Origin of the sequence: Devosia aurantiaca (assembly GCF_011058215.1) — a bacterium.
Lineage (GTDB): Bacteria > Pseudomonadota > Alphaproteobacteria > Rhizobiales > Devosiaceae > Devosia > Devosia aurantiaca.
Genome location: NZ_JAALFG010000001.1, coordinates 481,293 through 500,503, shown reverse-complemented (window position 1 = coordinate 500,503; position 19,211 = coordinate 481,293). Strand labels below are relative to the sequence as shown.

Sequence of the window (19,211 nt, the reverse complement as noted above, 5' to 3'; positions counted from 1 at the left end):
GGGTCAGTGCACCAAGGTCGCTTCGATTTTCTGGCGCAGGGCTGAGGTGACTTCAGGCGTCACGCCGAACCAGGCGGCAAAACCCGGCACCGCCTGGTGCAGCAGCATGCCCAAGCCATCGACCGTTTTCAAACCGTGCGCCTGAGCTTCTGCCAGAAGCGGCGTTACCAGCGGCGTATAAACGATATCGGTCACCAGCGTTGTCTGGGGCAGCAGCGCCATATCGAGCCAGTCGAAGCGGCTTCCATGCATGCCGATCGAGCTGGTATTGACGACAAGTCCAATTTGCGGCGCCAGGCGAGCAAAGTCCTCAAAACCATGCGCCTCAAACGGTCCGTCGATATCATCGACCAGCGCTTGGGCATTGGCGAGTGTACGATTGAGCACATGAACCTTGCCGCCATCTCGCCGCCGCAACGCCACCAGAACCGCCCGCGCCGCGCCGCCGGCACCGATGATCATGGCGTCGCGTGGTCCATCCGACCAGCCGGGTGCTTCAGCATCGAGATTGCCCAAAAATCCCAGATAGTCGGTATTGGTGCCATGCACCTTGCCATCGCGAACGATCAGCGTGTTGACGGCGCCGATGGTGCGCGCCAAGTCGTCGACACTGTCGCAAAGCGCGAACACCGCTTCCTTATGGGGAATGGTGACATTGCCGCCCCTGAACTCTCCGGAGCGCAAGCGTTCAAAGAAGGAAGGTAACTCCCCGGGTGCTACGTCGATCGCTTCATAGCTGCCGTCGATATTGTGCTCGGCGAGCCACGTGCCGTGGATCAGGGGCGAGCGCGAATGGGCGATGGGGTGGCCGATAACGAAGGCTTTGATGGTCAATCAAGTTTGTCCGAAGCGTTAAAGAGCGTTGGCTCGATGTCCCGCAGCGCCCCGAGCAGAGGCAGAAGCGGCAGACCGAGAATGGTGAAGTAATCGCCCGATACGCTTTCGAAGAGGCGAATTGATGGACCCTCGAGCCGATAGCCGCCGACCGAGTAAAGAATGTCTTCGCCTTCGAGGGCGAGCACGAGATCACGCTCGGACTGGGTGAAGCGGCGCATGCTGAGCTCGGCCGTTTCGACCGCGGACCACAGAACCTCACCATTACGAACCAGGCTTATGCCCGCATGAAGGCGATGCGTCTTGCCGCAGAGCTGGTCGAGTTGCGCCGCGGCATCCACCATGGTGGCCGGCTTGTGCAGCAGGGTGGTGCCCAAGGCCAGCGTCTGGTCGGCCCCGATGACCAGTGCATCCCTATGGTTAACGGAAACATTGCGCGCCTTATGCTCGGCCAGGAGACGCGCAACATCCCGACAATCCGCTCCGGCAGCCAAAGCTTCGGCCTCCAGCGCGCGTTCGTCAATAGTCGGCCCTATCGCTTCGAAAGGCACTTTTGCCTGCATCAGCAAGGCTTTGCGGGTGGCGGAGGTGGAAGCAAGGATCAGCATCGGCATTAGGTTTTCCACACTGCTATCCCCAGCTCAAGGCCAAGATGTGTTCTCGACTCGTAACTTTCGCCTATCGCCCGACTTGTTCGACCTAGGTAAGAATTCATTAACACTTTGGCCACAGCCGGTCCCCGGATCGAGGTAAGGATAGGTCTGTGGGAAAGCAGTTCCGGCGGCGAAAAGTTATGAGTCCAGACTCGCACAGGCTGAATCGAATCCTTGACTCGGGAGTCGCCCGGTTAATCTCTCGTTAACTATTTCGGTTTGGTCGGCCGCTATCGCCCTCGCAAAATGATTCACACCTCGTTAACCAAGGCCCTGCGCGCTCGTGTCGCCACCGTCGCGATTGTGGATCATCATGAATTGTCGCAAGACACCGCTATGAAGATAATAAAGCGAAGCAAGAAAGACTCTTATTGGGTTTTGAAGGGGTCTTTTCGATGAGCACCGTGGTTCACAAACCAATGCTGGCCACCGTGCTCGGGCAGCGGCAGGAACGGCCTCCGGTATGGATCATGCGCCAGGCTGGTCGCTACCTGCCGGAATATCGCGAGACGCGGAAGCAGGCCAAGAACTTCCTCGAGCTTTGCTACACGCCCGAGCTTGCCGTCGAGGTGACACTGCAGCCGCTACGCCGCTTTGATCTTGATGCCTCTATCCTCTTTTCCGACATCCTCGTCATTCCCGATGCCCTGGGCCAACCGGTACGCTTTGAAACCGGCGAGGGGCCAATCCTTGATCCGGTGGATGAGACCAGTATCGATGGGCTTGAGAAGGGGAGGGCTCTCGATCATCTTGCGCCGGTCCTTGAAACGGTGCGGCGGCTTCGGGCTGCCATCAAGCCGGAACAGACACTGATCGGCTTCTGTGGTGCTCCTTGGACCGTGGCGACCTATATGCTGGGTGGCCGCGGCTCGCCGGATCAATGGGTGGCGCGCAAATTCGCCCTGCAGCATCCGCAAGCCTTTGCCAAGCTCATGGATATCTTGGTCGAGACCAGCGTCGATTACCTCGCCGCGCAATTTGAAGCCGGCGCCGACGTGGTGCAGCTTTTTGAAAGCTGGGCGCTCAACCTCGATGACGCCGCCTTTGCCCTTCAGGTAATGGAGCCCAACCGCCGGATCGTCGAAGGTCTGCGTGAGCGCATCCCGAATGCGCCGGTTATCGGTTTCCCGCGCGGTGCTGCCGGCAACCTGGCGCGCTATGCCGCCTATACCGGCGTCAACGTTTTGGGCATCGACTACGCCACGCCGCTCGATTTCGTCCGCTCGGCTCTGCCAAACACGCTTCCGGTGCAGGGCAATCTCGATCCGCTGCGGCTGGTCGTCGGCGGCGAGGCCATGACCAGCCAGGTCGACAGGATTTTGGGCGCGTTCTCAGATCGCCCGCATATCTTCAACCTGGGCCATGGCATCGTGCCGGAAACGCCGATTGCCCATGTCGAGCAGCTGATCGCTCGCGTCAAAGGCCGTTAACGCTCAAGGAGATACGGGATGGAATGGGTCAAGGCAGGCCATGTGATCGCGGTGATCGCCTGGATGGCGGGCATGCTCTATCTGCCGCGCCTGTTCGTTTATCACTCGGTCGCCGAGATCGGTTCGGACAAGTCCGAAACCTTCAAGATCATGGAGCGGCGCCTTTTGCGCGGGATCATGACCCCGGCGATGATCGCCACCTATGTCTTCGGGCTCTGGATGATCTTTGGCGGCTGGGTGGACTTCGCCACCGCCTATTGGCTTCACGCCAAGCTCTTTTTCGTGCTGCTGCTCACCGCCTGCCACGGCATCCTGGCCAAATACACGCGCCTTTTCGCCCAGGACAAAAACACCAAGCCGCAGAAATTCTTCCGCATCATCAACGAAGTCCCGACGGTGTTGATGATCCTGATCGTCATTCTGGTCGTGGTGAAGCCGTTCTAGTCCCCGATGTTCCACGTGGATCGGGTGCCATCTTGAATATTGGCCCGGATCAGGCTACATGAGCGTCAGGCACCCACCAAAAACGCGCGATCGCCCGATTGCAGCTGCGGTGCCTCGAACTCCCCCACTTCATAAATCTCTACGATCTCCCTCAAGGGTCCGTCGCTTCCATGCAGAATATCAAGCTCAGCGAGCTCAAGGCCAAGTCTCCTGGCGAACTTCTGGCCTTTGCCGAGGAACTCGAGGTCGAAAACGCATCGACCATGCGCAAGCAGGAGTTGATGTTCGCGATCCTCAAAGAGCTCGCTGCGCAAGACATCAATATCGTCGGCGAAGGCGTGGTCGAGGTTCTGCCGGATGGCTTTGGCTTTTTGCGCTCGCCCGATGCGAACTACCTGCCGGGCCCTGACGACATCTACGTCAGCCCGAGCCAGATCCGCCGCTTTGGCTTGCGGACCGGCGATACGGTCGAGGGCGAAATCCGCTCTCCCAAGGAAGGCGAGCGATATTTTGCTCTTCTCAAAGTAAGCACCATTAACTTCGAAGATCCCGAGGCAGTTCGCCACAAGGTCAACTTCGACAACCTGACGCCGCTTTATCCTGAAGAGCGGCTGCGCATGGAGCTGCCGGATCCAACCTTAAAGGACCGTTCGGCCCGACTGCTCGATCTTGTAGCACCGCTCGGCAAGGGCCAGCGCGCGTTGATCGTTGCGCCGCCTCGTACCGGTAAGACCGTATTGTTGCAAAATATTGCACAGTCGATTGCGACCAATCATCCGGAATGCTATCTCATCGTCCTTCTGATCGATGAGCGCCCAGAAGAAGTTACGGACATGCAGCGCTCCGTGCGCGGCGAAGTCATCTCCTCGACCTTTGACGAACCCGCTTCGCGCCACGTCCAGGTTGCCGAAATGGTCATCGAAAAGGCCAAGCGCCTCGTCGAGCACAAGCGTGACGTCGTCATCCTTCTTGACTCCATCACCCGTCTCGGCCGAGCCTACAACACCGTTGTCCCAAGCTCCGGCAAGGTTCTTACCGGCGGTGTCGATGCCAATGCGCTGCAGCGCCCCAAGCGCTTTTTTGGTGCTGCCCGCAATATCGAAGATGGCGGTTCGCTAACGATCATTTCCACGGCGCTGATCGACACCGGCTCGCGCATGGACGAAGTGATCTTCGAAGAATTCAAGGGCACGGGTAACTCCGAAATCATCCTCGACCGTAAGGTTGCCGACAAGCGCATTTTCCCGGCGCTAGACATCACCAAGTCCGGTACCCGCAAGGAAGAACTGCTCGTCGAAAACGACACGCTCAAGAAGATGTATGTCCTCCGCCGTATCCTCAACCCGATGGGGACGATCGACGCGATGGACTTCCTGATGGACAAGGTCCGCCAGACCAAGACCAATTCGGACTTCTTCGACTCGATGAACACCTAACAGCCAGGCTCGAACCCACCAATGCAGGCGAGCGACACAATCATGGCGCTCTCCTCCGGAGCGCTGCCGGCCGGAGTTGCGGTGATCCGTTTGTCAGGGCCGAAGGTTCGGGCCGCGGTTGAGTTCATCTCCGGCAAGCTGCCTTCGCCACGGACCATGGCACTGCGCCACATTGGATCAGCCCAGCGGCTCGATCATGGCTTGGTCGTCTTCTTCCCAGCGCCGCACAGCTTTACCGGCGAAGACTGCGCTGAGCTTCACGTTCATGGATCCGCTGCCACTGTAAAAGCAGTCCTGGCTGAGCTGCACGAGCACGGTCTCCGACTCGCCGAAGCAGGTGAATTTACGCGCCGCGCTTTCGAAAACGGCAAGCTCGATCTTCTGGAAGTCGAAGGTCTCGGCGATCTCATAAATGCTGATACCGAAGGCCAGAGGGCCCAGGCCCTTGCGCGCTACGATGGGCAACTGACCCGAAAGGTTGAGCAGTGGCACGATCTGCTGCTTGATCTCCGCGCAGAAATCGAAGCAAGGCTCGACTTCTCCGATGAAGGCGATGTCGGCGATGATCTGCCACCAAGCTGGCACGCTCAGCTAACCCAGCTAGAAAATGAGCTTGGAAGCGCGCTTGCCTCGGTCAACAGCGGTCGCATCGTGCGTGAAGGGATACGCGTTGCCTTGGCCGGCGCACCCAATGCCGGCAAGTCCAGTTTGCTGAACGCCTTGGCAAAGTCGGACATCGCGATCGTTTCCGACGAGGCCGGAACAACCCGAGATGTCCGCGAAGTTCCGCTTGATATCGGCGGGCAGCTTTTCATCATTCTTGATCTGGCAGGCCTTAGGGATACCGACAGCCGCGCGGAAGCCGAGGGGGTTAGGCGCGCCGAGGCGTCCATCGCGTCGGCCGACATTGTGCTTTGGCTTGTCGCGCCGGATGTAGAAGATGTGCCGCGACCGACGATCAATGGGCATTTGCTGGTTGCATCCACCAAGGCCGATCTTCAAACGGCTTCAACTGAAGACCTCGCAATATCCGTACAATCCGGCCAAGGGCTCGACGCTTTGCTGAAACGACTTCGCGATCTTGGTCAGCACATGGTCGGCAGTGAACCATCACTGATCAGCCATGAACGCGATCGACTTGCTTTGTCGGATGCGATCAACCGATTGTCTGAGGTCCAGCGCTCACTTCAAGATTGGGAACTCGCCGCTGAAAGCCTCCGCGGCGCATCAGCCGCCCTGGAAAGGCTAATCGGCCGTATGGATGCCGAAAAAGTGCTTGATCGCCTCTTTTCCAGTTTTTGCATCGGCAAATGATTCACGTGAAACAAAGCTGACCGCAGCTTGAATTGATTCACGTGAAACAATGGCCTATGGCCTCAGCATAGGAGATTGCCATGTCGGATTATGCAGTCATTGTTGTTGGTGGAGGCCATGCAGGCACGGAAGCGGCGGCGGCGTCAGCGCGTCTCGGCGTGCCGACCGCCCTCATCACACATCGTTTTGCGACAATTGGTGAGATGAGCTGCAATCCGGCTATTGGAGGCTTGGGCAAAGGTCACCTTGTCCGAGAGATCGACGCCATGGACGGACTGATGGGCCGGGTTGCCGATGCGGCTGGCATTCAGTTCCGGGTTCTGAACCGTCGCAAAGGTCCTGCCGTTCGCGGACCGCGCGCGCAAGCGGATCGGAAGCTATACCGAGAAGCCATGCAGGCAGCGATTTTGGCGCAACCGAACCTTGACGTCATTGAGGGTGAGGTTGACGACCTAACCGTTAGCGAAGGCGTGGTCAGCGGCATTGTTCTTCTGGACGGTCGCCGCATCTCCGCAAAAGCAGTTGTTCTGACTACCGGTACCTTCCTTAGGGGCCTCATCCATCGTGGTGAAGAGACTACGCCCGCTGGCCGCCTAGGGGAAAAGCCGGTTCTCGGCTTGTCCACCAGGCTTGAGCACCTTGGTCTGCAGCTTGGGCGTTTGAAGACGGGGACGCCGGCGCGGCTGGACGGATCGACGATTGATTATAGTGTGCTCGAAGAGCAGCCGGGCGACGAACCGCCTGAAGCCTTTTCGGCCCTGACGCAAAACATCACCAATCCGCAGGTGCCGTGTCACATCACGCGGACGACCGCTGAAACGCACCGTATCATCGCTGATAACCTTCATCGCTCAGCGATGTATTCCGGACGCATTCAATCTCGCGGCCCGCGCTATTGCCCGTCCATTGAAGACAAGATCGTGCGCTTCGCCGATCGGGAAAGTCACCAGATCTTCCTTGAACCTGAAGGCCTCGACGACACCACGGTGTACCCCAATGGCTTGTCGACCTCACTGCCCGCGGATGTCCAGGAAGCCTTCCTGAGGTCCATGCCAGGCTTGGAGAACGCTACGGTTGTTCGGCCGGGCTATGCAATAGAGTATGACTATGTTGATCCCCGTGAGCTTCGCGCCACCTTGGAGGTGAAACGCCAACCCGGCCTCTACCTGGCAGGTCAGATCAACGGCACGACGGGGTACGAAGAGGCGGGAGCCCAAGGACTGCTGGCTGGTGCCAATGCTGCGCTAAGCGTTATAGGCGCCGATCCGATGATCCTGTCGCGAACGGAAAGCTATCTGGGCGTCATGGTCGACGACCTGATTACACGCGGCGTCAGTGAACCTTATCGCATGTTCACTTCACGCGCGGAGTTCCGCCTTCATCTTCGCGCCGACAATGCCGATCAGCGCCTTACGCCCATGGCAATTGATCGGGGGCTCGCTGGCGAACAACGGCGTGAAGTCTATCGGTTAAAGACAAAGGCGATCGTTGAGGGACGGAAGCTCTTACAATCCCTCACAACGACCCCAAGCGAAGCCAGGAAGGCCAGGCTTGCCGTGAACGAAGACGGCAAGCGAAGGTCGGCGTTTGAGTTACTGTCTTACCCGGAAATGACCATCGATGATCTTGCGCGCCGATGGCCTCAGATTAGTGACATCAGTCCGTCTGCGTTAGAGCAGATTAGTGTCGATGCTCAGTACGCCGTCTACTTGGATCGACAACGCGCCGATATCGAGAGCGTTCGTCGAGACGAACAACGCGTTATACCAGATGCCATCGACTACGCTTCCATACCTGGTCTCTCGATGGAACTGCGCCAGAAGCTCGGTCAGCACAGGCCGCAAACCATTGCTCAAGCTCAGGCCATAGACAGTATGACGCCGGCTGCGATTACGCTCCTTTTAGCGGTTATCCGTCGTGGCGAGATCAGCAAGGCGAGTTGATGATTTCCGCCATCGGGCGATATGCCGACTTCATCAACAGGCCTATTCAGGATGTTGAACGGGATCTGGAATCCTATGCTCAGCTGTTGCGTAAATGGCAGCAGGTACAGAATCTTGTTTCACGTGAAACATTGGATGAAGTTTGGACGCGTCATTTCGCAGACAGTCTTCAGGTACAGAAGTTTCTGCGATCGACCGACCACAACTTCCTCGACATCGGCAGCGGCGGTGGCCTTCCAGCTTTGCCGCTCGCTATAGCGAACAAGGGGTCTAATCGACAGTTTGTTCTGGTCGAACCCACCGCTCGAAAGGTCAGCTTTCTCCGGACCGTTTCCCGTGACCTTCACCTCGCTACCACCGTTATTGGTTCCAGGAGCGATGAGGTTGATTCACGTGAAACACAAAAGCCAGACATGATTACGTCCCGTGCGCTGGCTGCTCTGCCGCAGCTTACGGCGTGGATAGCACGGTTCTTCGGCCCTGAAACACGAGCGCTCCTTCATAAAGGGCGTGAACATGTTGAAGAGATCGAGGAAACGCGTGCGTGTTGGGATTTCGATGTGTTAATACATCGTAGCGACACCGATCCGAGTGGTGTCATTCTCGAGATTTCGAATCTTCGTTCGAAGTCAGCGCGTTAGCGGCAACGCGGAGGCTTTTTTGGCACCCCGAATCCTTACTCTGGCCAATCAAAAGGGCGGTGTCGGCAAAACGACCACCGCCATCAATCTGGCAACCGCCTTGGCTGCGATTGGCGAACGCGTACTCATCGTTGACCTCGACCCGCAGGGCAATGCCTCCACCGGTCTAGGGATTTCACGCACTGACCGTGATGTTTCCGCCTACGACGTTCTCGTGGGTGAAGCGACTGTCGTCGAAGCAGCGATCATGACTAGCGTGCCAAACGTGGCGATCGTCCCTTCGACCATGGACCTTTGGGCGTCGAGCTGACCATTGCCGGGCAAGCCGACCGTGCATTTAAATTGCGCAACGCCTTTAAGCAGATCAATGAACTGCTGATCAATGAACGGCCGATCAGCTACATCCTGATCGATTGCCCGCCGTCCTTGAACCTTCTCACGATCAACTCGCTTGTGGCAGCCGATGCCGTCCTTGTGCCGCTACAATGCGAATTCTTTGCGCTCGAAGGTCTCAGCCAGCTGCTGCAAACGATCGAACAGATCCGCTCGACGCTCAACCCACGCCTTTCCATACAGGGCGTGGTGATGACCATGTTCGACAAGCGAAACAACCTTTCTGAGCAAGTTCTGGCGGACGTACGCAGCGAAATGGGTGACCTGGTCTATGACACGGTTATCCCTCGCAATGTCCGCTTGAGCGAGGCGCCGTCCTACGGCAAGCCCGCGCTTCTCTATGATCTCAAATGTGCCGGCAGCCAGGCCTACTTGCGATTGGCAACCGAAGTTATCCGCCGCGAACGGCGGCTCAATGCAGCCTAGGAGCGGGCGATGAACGAAAAACCTACCCGTCTTGGCCGTGGCCTTGCCGCGTTGATTGGCGACATGGCGGCCATGGAGGGCGCGCGTGTCACCGAGTCCTCTAGTGGGAAGCGGCTGCCGGTCGACTTCATCATCGCCAACCGGGCTAACCCACGGCGCACCTTCGATCCCGATCAGCTTGAAGAACTGACCAATTCGATCCGCGAAAAGGGTGTAATGTCGCCGCTTCTCGTGCGTCCGACTGACGATCCGCATGTGTTCGAGCTGATCGCGGGCGAACGTCGCTGGCGTGCGGCGCAGAAGGCTGGCCTCCATGATGTTCCGGTGATTATCCGTGAGGTCGACGACAAGGAAGCCCTTGAGCTCGCTATCATTGAAAACGTACAGCGCGCCGACCTCAACCCGCTCGAAGAAGCCATGGGCTATGGCCAGCTGATGGAGCAATTCAGTATACGCAGCAGGATCTGGCACAGGTGATCGGCAAAAGCCGCTCACATGTCGCAAATACGTTGCGGCTTCTAAAACTGCCCGAAGACGTTCGCGGAATGGTCGCTGGCGGTACGCTCACAGCCGGTCACGCGCGCACCCTTATCACCGCAGATGATCCTGCAGCGCTCGCCCGCCAGATCGTTGATCGTGGTCTTTCTGTCCGTGAAGCCGAGGCCTTGAGCCAGCAGCGTGAGGTTGCTCCTAAGCGCAAATCTGAGCCTGAAAGCGCGCCGCGAAACGCGGATACGCTGGCCCTCGAGCGCAAGCTCGCCGATGCGCTTGGCCTCACCGTTGCCCTCAATCATTCTGAACGGGGCGGGCGGGTCGAGATTCGCTACAAGACGCTCGAGCAGTTGGACACGATCTGCGAGCGTCTCACGGGGCGGCCAAACTAACTAGAAAGTTGCGGCCATCATGCAGAGCGACAGGGTCGTTCTGCGCAGAATAGCGTCGGCCAGAGCCGGCCGGCGCCGCGTGTCGGACACAGCCTGCAACAGCCGCTCGGATGCTGTTCCGAGTGCCGTCTCGTTCCAAAGCCGCAACTGTTGTTCCATTCCCCCGATCCGCGAAAAGTGTGGCTTAGGCTTTACCGCGTCGAGCACCGAGCGCGGTGTCTTGCCGCCATCCACCTCCGTGCGCCAACGACGCAGGTTGGCAAAGTGTGTCGTGAGCATGGATAAGAGCTGCTGCGGATTGACATTGGCAGCCAGCGCCCGGTTCAGCGCCAGTTCGAGCTTTTCGGTATGCCCGCCGCCCGTCGCATCCAAAATGGCGTCGATGGCCAACGCCCCGTTGTCAGCGCAGAGGAGCAGCACGTCCTCGCGCGTCAGGCTCTTGGTCGCCGCAGCATAGAGCGTCAGCTTTTCCAGCTCGCGCCTGGTCACCTCGCGATCGTTGCCTAAAATCTCGCGCAAGGTCGGCACGACATCCTGGTCGGTGCGAATACCGGCATGATTGAAGGTCTCGCGCATCAGCGCCATCAGCGTTTCGTCGGTGTCCGGATAGCAGGGCAGGGCGCGGCCGAGCTTGGCCGCCTCCACCAGCGCGCGCAGCGTCGCGCGCGGCGGCAAGTTGTCGGCCTCGAGCACGATCGCCGTGCCGCCCGGATCGTCGCGCAACTCGGTCAGCGGCATGACCAGCGCCTTGGTGGCGTTGCGCACGCGGATGATGCGCTTGCCGCCAAAGAGCGATACGGATCGCGCTTCAAGCACCAGTTGCGACGGATCGGCGGTCAGTTCCGGCCCGTCAAAGATCGTGACATTGGCGGAAGCGGGATCATCACCGCTCAAATGCCGGATCAGCCGTTGCGCCGTTTCGCGCACCAGCCCTCCGTCAGGCCCATAGGCGAGGAAAATGCCCTCGCTCAGATCGGGGCGCGCCAGGTAGCGCGCCACTTCATGGGCCTTCAGCGCCGTCATACGACGATGTTGACGATCCGGTCGGGTACGACCACGATCTTCTTGGGCGTTCGGCCTTCCAGGGCCTTTTGCACGGGTTCGAGGCCCAAGACGCGACCTTCGACCTCAGCCGGGGCCATGCCCTTGGCCACGGCGATTTCGGCGCGGCGCTTGCCGTTGATCTGGATGGGCATGGTGACCTCATCGTCGACCAAAAGCGCAGGGTCGACCTCGGGCCATGGCGCGTCTGCGACCAGACCGCTTTCACCCAGCACCTGCCAACAGGTTTCGGCCAGATGCGGCATCATCGGACTGATGAGCTGGATCAGCGTGCGGACACCTTCGCGCATGGCGCTGACGATGTCGGCTGCGCCGGCGTCACGAGCCTTGGCCAAGGCGTTTGTGAGTTCGTAGATCTGCGCCACGGCACGATTGAAGCGCAGGCCTTCGATGTCGCGCGCGACGCCGTCGGCAGCGCGATGCGTCGCCCGGCGCACCGCCAAGGCCTCGGCAGAAGTGCTGACGCCTTCATTGTCGCCCTGGGCCACTACATCATGCACCAGACGCCAGACGCGCTGCTGGAAGCGGCTGGCGCCTTCGACGCCGGCCTCGGTCCATTGCACGTCGCGCTCCGGCGGCGAGTCCGAGAGCATGAACCAGCGCGCAGTATCGGCGCCGTAGCTGCCGACGATCTCATCGGGATCGACGACGTTCTTCTTGGACTTGCTCATTTTTTCGACCGAGCCGATCTGGATCGGTGCACCGGTCGAGATATGACGGGCTGTGCGTGCGTCGCCGGTTGCTTCCAGCACGACGTCGGTGGGCGGTACCCAGGCACCGTCTTCGCCCTTATAGGTTTCGTGCGTCACCATGCCTTGCGTAAAAAGGCCCTTGAAGGGCTCGTCCATGCCGACGTGACCGGTGGCCTTCATGGCGCGGGTGAAGAAGCGCGAATAGAGCAGGTGGAGGATCGCGTGCTCGACGCCGCCAATATATTGATCGACCGGCAGCCAGCGATTGGCGACACCGGGAATGGTCGGCGTTTCCGCCTGCGGCGCGGTGAAGCGGGCGAAATACCAGGAACTATCGACAAAGGTGTCCATGGTGTCGGTTTCGCGCCGCGCGGGCGCGCCGCATTGTGGACAGGCGACATGCTTCCAGGTCGGGTGATGGTCAAGCGCATTGCCGGGCTTGTCGAAGCTCACATCCTCGGGCAGCACGACCGGTAGGTCTTTCTTGGGCACGGGTATGGTGCCGCAGACCTCGCAATGGATCACGGGGATGGGGCAGCCCCAATAGCGCTGGCGGGAAATGCCCCAGTCGCGCAGGCGATAGTTGACCTCAACCTTGCCCTGCGGCCGGTTATCGACCGCGCGGGCCGCGAAATAATCGGCGATCTGACGCTTGGCCTCGTCGATGCTGAGCCCGTCCAGGAAACCTGAATTGAAGATCGTGCCGGCGTCCGTATAGGCCTCGGTTCCGACGGCAAAGCTCGCCGGATCCTCGCCTTGGGGCAGCACAACCGGCTTTACCAAGAGACCATATTTGCGGGCAAGGTCGAGGTCGCGCTGGTCATGCGCTGGGCAACCGAAGATCGCGCCGGTGCCATAATCCATGAGGATGAAGTTGGCGACATAGACCGGCAGCGTTTCACCTTCGATAACCGGATGCTTGACGCGCAGACCCGTGTCAAAGCCCTGCTTCTCAGCCTTTTCCAGCGTTTCCGTTGCCGTGCCATGGCTGTGGCACTCGGCGACAAATGCCGCCAGAGCCGGATTGGCTTCCGCCAGTTCGGTGGTCAAACGGTGGTCGGGGGAGAGACCGACGAAGCTGGCACCGAAAATGGTATCCGGGCGGGTGGTAAAAACCTCGATGCTGGCAGTATCGGTCTTGTCGCTCGGCACCATTTCGAACAGCAGGCGCAGGCCCTCGGACCGGCCGATCCAGTTGCGCTGCATGGTGCGCACCTTCTCCGGCCATTCGGTCAAGCCGTCGAGTGCTTCCAGCAAGTCCTCGGCAAAATCCGAAATCTTGAAGAACCACTGCGTCAGCTCGCGCTGCTCGACCGGGGCGCCGGAGCGCCAGCCCTTGCCGTCGATGACCTGCTCATTGGCGAGCACGGTCATGTCGACCGGGTCCCAATTGACCTTGGACGACTTGCGGGTAACGAGACCGGCTTCCAGCATGTCGATGAACATGGCCTGCTGGTGCCGGTAATAGTCCGGCGAGCAGGTGGCAATTTCGCGCGTCCAGTCGATGGAAAGACCCATCGACTTGAGCTGCTTTTTCATCGCCTCGATGTTGGAATAGGTCCAGGTGCCCGGATGGGTCTTGCGCTCGATGGCGGCATTCTCGGCCGGCAAGCCGAAGGCGTCCCAGCCCATGGGGTGGAGCACGTTCTTGCCCTTAGCACGATGGTAGCGCGCGACGACGTCGCCCATGGCATAGTTGCGCACATGGCCCATATGGATGCGGCCGGACGGGTAGGGGAACATCTCAAGGACGTAATAGGGCTCGCGCGGATCGTCGTTGGCGGTGACGAAGCTCTGGCGTTCATCCCAGATCTTCTGCCATTTCGGTTCGCTTTCGCGCGGATTGTAGCGTTCGCCGCTCACTGCACATGTCCTTGGAATTCGTGGCAAGCGCGCACGGCAAAAGGCGGCGCAGCTTGCGTTAGGGGTGTATTTGTTTACCGGACCATCACCAGAAATCCTCCCTTAGGTCAACAGCAACGGGGCTTTCCATGTCGGCTACCGCCACCGATGCCGCGTCGAGACTTGCCGAGATCCGGCAGCGCATTGCTGCGGCGCAGCGCCGGTTTGGTCCGCCGCCCGAAACGGTTGAACTGGTCGCCGTGTCCAAGACCTTTTCCGCCGACGAGATCACCCCGTTCCTTGAAGCCGGTCAGCGCGTCTTCGGTGAAAACCGTGTGCAGGAAGCCAAAGAGAAGTGGCCGGGCTTGCGCGAGCGCTTTCCGGACACGAGCCTTCATCTGATCGGGCCGCTGCAGACCAACAAGGCGCGCGAGGCGGTGGCCCTGTTCGACGTCATCCAGACCGTTGATCGCGAGAAGCTGGCGGGCACCCTGGCGCAGGAGATGGCCCGCGCCGGTAGGCAGCTTCAATGCTATGTGCAGGTCAATATTGGTGCCGAGCCGCAAAAGGCGGGGATTGCCGTGGAAGATGCCGTCGCGTTCACGCAGCGCTGCCGCGACGTGCATGGTCTCAACATCGTGGGCCTCATGTGCATCCCGCCGGATGGCCAACCGGCGGGCCCTTTTTTTCGCGCTTCTCAGCACGCTCGCAAAAGAAGCGGGCGTTCCGAATCTTTCGATGGGAATGAGCGGCGATTTCGAGACGGCGATTGCCATGGGCGCCACGCATGTACGCGTAGGATCAGCACTTTTCGGTCGGCGTCAGACCGCGGCTTGAGGGCCTCTCCTGCAACTTTTCTTCTCCGCGTTACGTTGCTTGCAACTGAATGAGTTCGACGTGACAGGCTGGCCAGAATAGCGCGGCCCACCGTGTGGCCCTTGGTCTGCCAAATGGCAAAAGACCGGAGAAAACAATGAACAAGCGACGCATTCTAGTCGTGGACGACGACGCAGAGTTGCGCCAAACGCTGGTCGAGCAGCTCGAAGGCGAACCTGAATTCGATATCCTTCAGGCAGACAATGCCAATGACGCGCTCAAGGCCGTGCGCGAAAACAATATCGAGCTGACCATTCTCGATGTCGGCCTGCCGGACATGGATGGCCGCGACGCCGTCAAGCTGATGCGGCAGGAAGGCTATATGAGTCCAGTGCTGATGCTAACCGGCCATGATAGCGACGACGACCAAATCAAGGGTTTGGAGTCGGGTGCCAATGATTATCTGACCAAGCCGTTCCGCTATCCGGTGCTGCTGGCCCGCATTAACTCGGCGCTGCGTCAGCGCGACCAGAGCGAGGACGCAGTCTTCACCATCGGCCAGTACAACTTCCAGCCGGCCGCCAAGGTGCTCGAGACAAATGATGGCATCAAGGTTCGTTTGACCGACAAGGAAACCTCGATCCTCAAATATCTTTATCGCCAGGGTCCCAAGACCATCACACGCGATGTGCTGCTCAAGGAAGTTTGGGGCTACAACAATCGGGTGACGACCCATACGCTTGAGACCCACATCTACCGGTTGCGGCAGAAGATCGAGCGCGATCCCTCCAATGCCCGGTTGCTGGTGACCGAAGACGGCGGCTATCGCCTGGTGCCATAACGGACAAAAGGGTTCATTCCCGCTCCGAACTGACTTATAGCTTTTGCGAAAGGCCGCTTGCCCTGCAGGCGGCCTAGCCGCATGGGTCTTGCGACATGAGAATGGACGATGCGGCCGGGGTGCTGGCCCGGGCCGACTTCTTCGATATCTGCGATGACGAAGAACGGCGCATGCTGGGCTTTGCCGGAGATCGCCAGCGCTTTGCTGCCGGAGAAATGATCTACAAGGCCGGCGACACGCCGATGGGCGCCTATGTGATTGTTTACGGCACTGTCGAAGCGCGTCATGAGGGCGACGAAGCAAGTGCACCCTATAGGCTGAGCGAACCGGGCAGCGTCATTTCGCCCACGGCCATGATCATCAGCAAACCGAGGCCGGTGACCTTTTCGGCGCTGACCGATTGCGAACTGCTGTTCGTGCCGCGCTCGGCCTTTCTGAAATTGGCGCGTCAGGATCCTGACCTGGCGCAACGCGCCGCCGATCGCATTCAGCAAGATCTGGGCCGCTATATGCATGCGCTCGAGCCACTGCGGCAGCGCATGAAGGGCGGCTAAGGAAGCGCGAAGCGCGCGATCACCGGTACATGGTCGCTCGGCTGGGGACTATAGCCCCGATAATCCTTGATGATCTCGGCGCCGATCGATTTTTCCGCCACGTCTGCAGTAGACCAGATGTGGTCGAGCCGGCGGCCCTTGTTAGCGTTTTTCCAGTCAGCGCTGCGATAGCTCCACCAGGAATAGAGCTTTTCGTCATAGGGCACGTGCTTGCGCACGAGATCGACCCAGCCATGCCCGCCGGTCAGCAATGCGTCGAGCCGTTCGGTCTCAGCCGGCGTATGGCTGACGATCTTGAGCAGTTGCTTGTGGCTCCAGACGTCATTTTCGTGCGGCGCGATGTTGAAATCGCCGGCGATCAGATGACCGCGCTGGAACAGGGGTTCGCCAAACCAGGTCTTGAGTTCATCGAGAAAGCCCAGCTTGTGCTTGAACTTGGGATTGATCTCCGGGTCCGGCTCGTCGCCGCCTGCGGGAATGTAAAAATTGTGCAGCGTAAAAGGCCCATGCCCCAGGTCGACCAGCGCCGAGACGTGGCGGGATTCCGAAATGTCGAAGAAGACGCGGCTGGAGATATCAGTCAGCGGATATTTCGAGACGATGGCAACGCCATGGTAGCCTTTCTGTCCATGCACCGCCTGGTGCAGATAGCCGGCTTCGGTGAAGGCGTTGCGCGGAAACTGGTCGTTGGTGCACTTGATCTCCTGCAGCATCAGCACGTCGGGCTGATACTTGCCGATGAAATCGAGCACCATGGGCAGGCGCAGGCGGACCGAATTGATGTTCCAGGTGACGACGGAAAGGGTCATGGCGGTCCTGCGAATTGGGAGTGCGCCCTTATCGCCAAGCCGGGCGGCAGGGTAAAGCCGAAATGTTCCACGTGAATCCAGCCAACAAAAAGCCCGGCACGATGGCCGGGCTTTTCAAAAGTATGATCGCTAAAATTATTCGCTCTTGGCTTCCGTTTCGGCAGCGTTTGCAGCAGCGGCGTCTTCGGCGGCCTTGGCTGCGGCTGCAGCTTCTGCATCCTTGGCAGCCTGTTCGGCGGCAAAGGCCTCGGCAGCTGCGATCTTTTCAGCTTCGCGGGCTTCCTTGGCAGCCTGGGCGGCAGTGCGCTCGCCGGCTTCGATCTTCTTGGTGCGCGAATTAGTCGATTCGAAAATACGTGCCGACTTACCGCGACGATCGCGCAGGTAGTAGAGCTTGGCGCGACGGACCTTACCGCGCTTGATCACTTCCACCGACGAAATGTTGGGAGAGTGCAGCGGGAATACGCGTTCCACGCCTTCGCCGTAGGAAATCTTGCGCACGGTAAAGCTGGCGGTGATGCCGCCGCCGTTGAGGGCGATCACGACGCCTTCATAGGCCTGGAGGCGTTCTTTTTCGCCTTCGCGGATCTTGACCCACACCTTGACGGTATCGCCATGGGTGAAATCGGGGAGTTCACGCTTTGCGGAAAGCGTAGCAACCTGCTCGGCATTGAGCTGTTCGATGATGCTCGACATGATGATCCGTTCGATCTTTTCATAGGAGCGACTTTTTGGGCCCCAAAGAGCCTGTCGCCCGGTCTTGGTTGGTAACGGAGGGTAGTGTTCTTGGTTTTTGTCACGGCCGGTCCGAAACCCCAGGCACGCGAATGGGCGGCTCATAGGGGATTTTGACCGCGGAGTCTAGTGCGCTCTGCCCAAAGACCTCATCCTGAGCCTGTCGAAGGAAGAGGTAGCGAGAGTGGAGGTTTCAGCGCGCACGACCTCGTGGCTCGACAGGCTCACCATGAGGTCTGGCAAGCAAATCCGGCCGCCTCTGTTGCGTCAGCTCCAGTGCCTGCTCGTGCCGCCATTTGGCGATCTTTTTGTGATCGCCCGAAGTCAGCACCGCTGGAATATCGTGCCCCTCGAACACTTGCGGTCGCGTGTAGTGCGGATATTCGAGGAGACCGTTCTCGAAGCTTTCCTCATCGCGGCTGTCTAGCGCGCCGAGTACGCCCGGAATAAGGCGCACGACGGCCTCCAAGAGCACCATGGCGGCTACTTCCCCGCCTGCAAGCACATAGTCGCCGATCGAGATTTCCTCGAGCCCGCGGGCGTCGATGACCCGCTGGTCCACGCCCTCGAAGCGCCCGCAGACGATAACGGCGCCCGGGCCCACAGCCAGTTCATGCGCCCGTGCCTGGGTCAGCGGCACCCCGCGGGGCGACATCAGGATGCGGGGGCGGGGATCGTGCTGCGGCGCCACCGTGTCGATGGCGCGGGCGAGAATGTCGGGTTTCAGCACCATGCCGGCACCGCCACCAGAGGGCGTGTCGTCCACGGTGCGATGCCGGTCGGTGGCAAAGTCGCGCAGCTGCGTGGCCCTGAGGCTCCACAATCCCTCGCCCATGCCGCGGCCGAGCACTGAAGCGCCCAGGGGCCCCGGGAAAAGCTCGGGGAAGAGCGTGATGATATCGGCCGAAAAGCTCAATCCGGCTCTTCCTCGCCCGGGTCCGCATCGAGCGGCGGGGAGATCACCAAAAAGCCTTCGGCGATGCGGATCGTCGGCACCACGGCTTTGGTGAAGGGAAAGAGGAAGGTGTCGCCCTTTAGCTCGTCCTGGATCTCGATGAGGTCGCCGGCGCCGTGATTGTGGAGCGCAATGACGCGGCCAATACTGACGCCGGTGTCGAGCCGCGCATCAAGGCCGATCAGGTCGGCGTGGTAGAAATCGTCTTCGTCGTCATGCTCGGGCAATTTGGCGCGCTCCACAAAAAGGGACACACCATTAAGCTTTTCCGCGGCATCGCGATCCCTGATCCCCGCCAGCCGGGCGATGAGGACGTTTTTTTGCAGGCGGGCCACTTCGATGGTGATGGCAAGGCCGGGGCGGTCGGTCGAGAGCGGCCCATAGGATGCGATCGCCTCCGGATCCTGGGTGTGCGAGGTGATGCGCACCTCGCCCTTGATGCCATGCGCAGCGCCGATCGTGCCCAACAGGATCAGACTGGAAGTATCAGCCATCGTGCCATCTCGA

General features: G+C 59.8%; 16 protein-coding genes and 3 pseudogenes. 11 read left to right on the top strand and 8 right to left on the bottom strand.

Annotated elements, in window-relative coordinates; translation table 11 throughout:
• Positions 1–3: 3 nt before the first annotated feature.
• Both G5575_RS02575 and G5575_RS02570 read right to left on the bottom strand, forming a co-directional pair.
• Positions 4–834: a shikimate dehydrogenase gene (locus tag G5575_RS02575; protein WP_164532963.1), complete on the bottom strand. Its 831-nt coding sequence runs from the start codon at positions 832–834 to the stop codon at positions 4–6.
• A complete protein-coding gene (locus G5575_RS02570) occupies positions 831–1,448 on the bottom strand; it encodes a Maf family protein (protein ID WP_235935519.1) in 618 nt (205 codons plus the stop codon). The genes G5575_RS02575 and G5575_RS02570 overlap by 4 nt, the downstream gene beginning before the upstream one ends.
• Before the next feature lie 434 nt (positions 1,449–1,882).
• Between G5575_RS02570 and hemE the strand changes: the two genes are divergently transcribed.
• The 8 genes and pseudogenes from hemE (at position 1,883) to G5575_RS02530 (ending at position 10,398) form a co-directional block, all read left to right on the top strand.
• Entirely contained in the window at positions 1,883–2,917 is a 1,035-nt protein-coding gene (hemE, locus tag G5575_RS02565) for a uroporphyrinogen decarboxylase (RefSeq protein ID WP_164532962.1), read from the top strand.
• 18 nt (positions 2,918–2,935) lie between these two features.
• Positions 2,936–3,361, top strand: a complete 426-nt coding sequence (gene hemJ, locus G5575_RS02560) for a protoporphyrinogen oxidase HemJ (RefSeq protein ID WP_164532961.1) — start codon at positions 2,936–2,938, stop codon at positions 3,359–3,361.
• 170 nt (positions 3,362–3,531) lie between these two features.
• Positions 3,532–4,797, top strand: a complete 1,266-nt coding sequence (gene rho, locus G5575_RS02555) for a transcription termination factor Rho (protein ID WP_164532960.1) — start codon at positions 3,532–3,534, stop codon at positions 4,795–4,797.
• 21 nt (positions 4,798–4,818) lie between these two features.
• The gene (gene mnmE / locus G5575_RS02550) at positions 4,819–6,111 is read left to right on the top strand and encodes a tRNA uridine-5-carboxymethylaminomethyl(34) synthesis GTPase MnmE (RefSeq protein ID WP_164532959.1); all 1,293 of its coding nucleotides are present in this window, start codon (positions 4,819–4,821) and stop codon (positions 6,109–6,111) included.
• 80 nt (positions 6,112–6,191) lie between these two features.
• The gene (mnmG, locus tag G5575_RS02545; protein ID WP_164532958.1) at positions 6,192–8,054 is read left to right on the top strand and encodes a tRNA uridine-5-carboxymethylaminomethyl(34) synthesis enzyme MnmG; all 1,863 of its coding nucleotides are present in this window, start codon (positions 6,192–6,194) and stop codon (positions 8,052–8,054) included.
• Positions 8,054–8,695: a 16S rRNA (guanine(527)-N(7))-methyltransferase RsmG gene (gene rsmG / locus G5575_RS02540; RefSeq protein ID WP_164532957.1), complete on the top strand. Its 642-nt coding sequence runs from the start codon at positions 8,054–8,056 to the stop codon at positions 8,693–8,695. The genes mnmG and rsmG overlap by 1 nt, the downstream gene beginning before the upstream one ends.
• A 19-nt stretch (positions 8,696–8,714) precedes the next feature.
• Positions 8,715–9,514, top strand: a pseudogene (locus G5575_RS02535) (ParA family protein).
• A gap of 9 nt (positions 9,515–9,523) precedes the next feature.
• Positions 9,524–10,398 (top strand): annotated as a pseudogene (locus G5575_RS02530) (ParB/RepB/Spo0J family partition protein).
• Here the strand turns inward: G5575_RS02530 and holA are convergent.
• A complete protein-coding gene (gene holA, locus G5575_RS02525) occupies positions 10,399–11,421 on the bottom strand; it encodes a DNA polymerase III subunit delta (protein ID WP_164532956.1) in 1,023 nt (340 codons plus the stop codon).
• Entirely contained in the window at positions 11,418–14,015 is a 2,598-nt protein-coding gene (gene leuS, locus G5575_RS02520; RefSeq protein WP_164532955.1) for a leucine--tRNA ligase, read from the bottom strand. Before leuS ends, holA begins: the two co-directional genes overlap by 4 nt.
• Positions 14,016–14,143: 128 nt before the next feature.
• Here leuS and G5575_RS02515 point away from each other — a divergent pair.
• From G5575_RS02515 to G5575_RS02505, 3 genes and pseudogenes are all read left to right on the top strand, one after another.
• Positions 14,144–14,831, top strand: a pseudogene (locus G5575_RS02515) (YggS family pyridoxal phosphate-dependent enzyme).
• A gap of 136 nt (positions 14,832–14,967) precedes the next feature.
• Positions 14,968–15,651 carry a response regulator transcription factor gene (locus G5575_RS02510; RefSeq protein ID WP_164532954.1) on the top strand — a complete coding sequence of 228 codons (684 nt, stop codon included), beginning with the start codon at positions 14,968–14,970 and terminating at the stop codon, positions 15,649–15,651.
• Between the two features lie 95 nt (positions 15,652–15,746).
• Positions 15,747–16,205 carry a Crp/Fnr family transcriptional regulator gene (locus G5575_RS02505; RefSeq protein WP_164532953.1) on the top strand — a complete coding sequence of 153 codons (459 nt, stop codon included), beginning with the start codon at positions 15,747–15,749 and terminating at the stop codon, positions 16,203–16,205.
• On the opposite strand, the gene G5575_RS02500 is transcribed toward G5575_RS02505, so the two are convergent.
• The 4 genes from G5575_RS02500 to rimM form a co-directional block, all read right to left on the bottom strand.
• On the bottom strand, positions 16,202–17,014 hold the full coding sequence (locus tag G5575_RS02500) for an exodeoxyribonuclease III (RefSeq protein WP_164532952.1): 813 nt from the start codon (positions 17,012–17,014) through the stop codon (positions 16,202–16,204). The two genes, G5575_RS02505 and G5575_RS02500, sit on opposite strands and share 4 nt — an antisense overlap.
• A 135-nt stretch (positions 17,015–17,149) precedes the next feature.
• Positions 17,150–17,710, bottom strand: coding sequence for a 50S ribosomal protein L19 (rplS, locus tag G5575_RS02495; RefSeq protein ID WP_164532951.1), 561 nt, complete (start codon positions 17,708–17,710; stop codon positions 17,150–17,152).
• Between the two features lie 232 nt (positions 17,711–17,942).
• A complete protein-coding gene (trmD, locus tag G5575_RS02490) occupies positions 17,943–18,665 on the bottom strand; it encodes a tRNA (guanosine(37)-N1)-methyltransferase TrmD (protein ID WP_164532950.1) in 723 nt (240 codons plus the stop codon).
• Entirely contained in the window at positions 18,662–19,198 is a 537-nt protein-coding gene (rimM, locus tag G5575_RS02485; protein WP_164532949.1) for a ribosome maturation factor RimM, read from the bottom strand. Before rimM ends, trmD begins: the two co-directional genes overlap by 4 nt.
• Between the last annotated feature and the right edge of the window lie 13 nt (positions 19,199–19,211).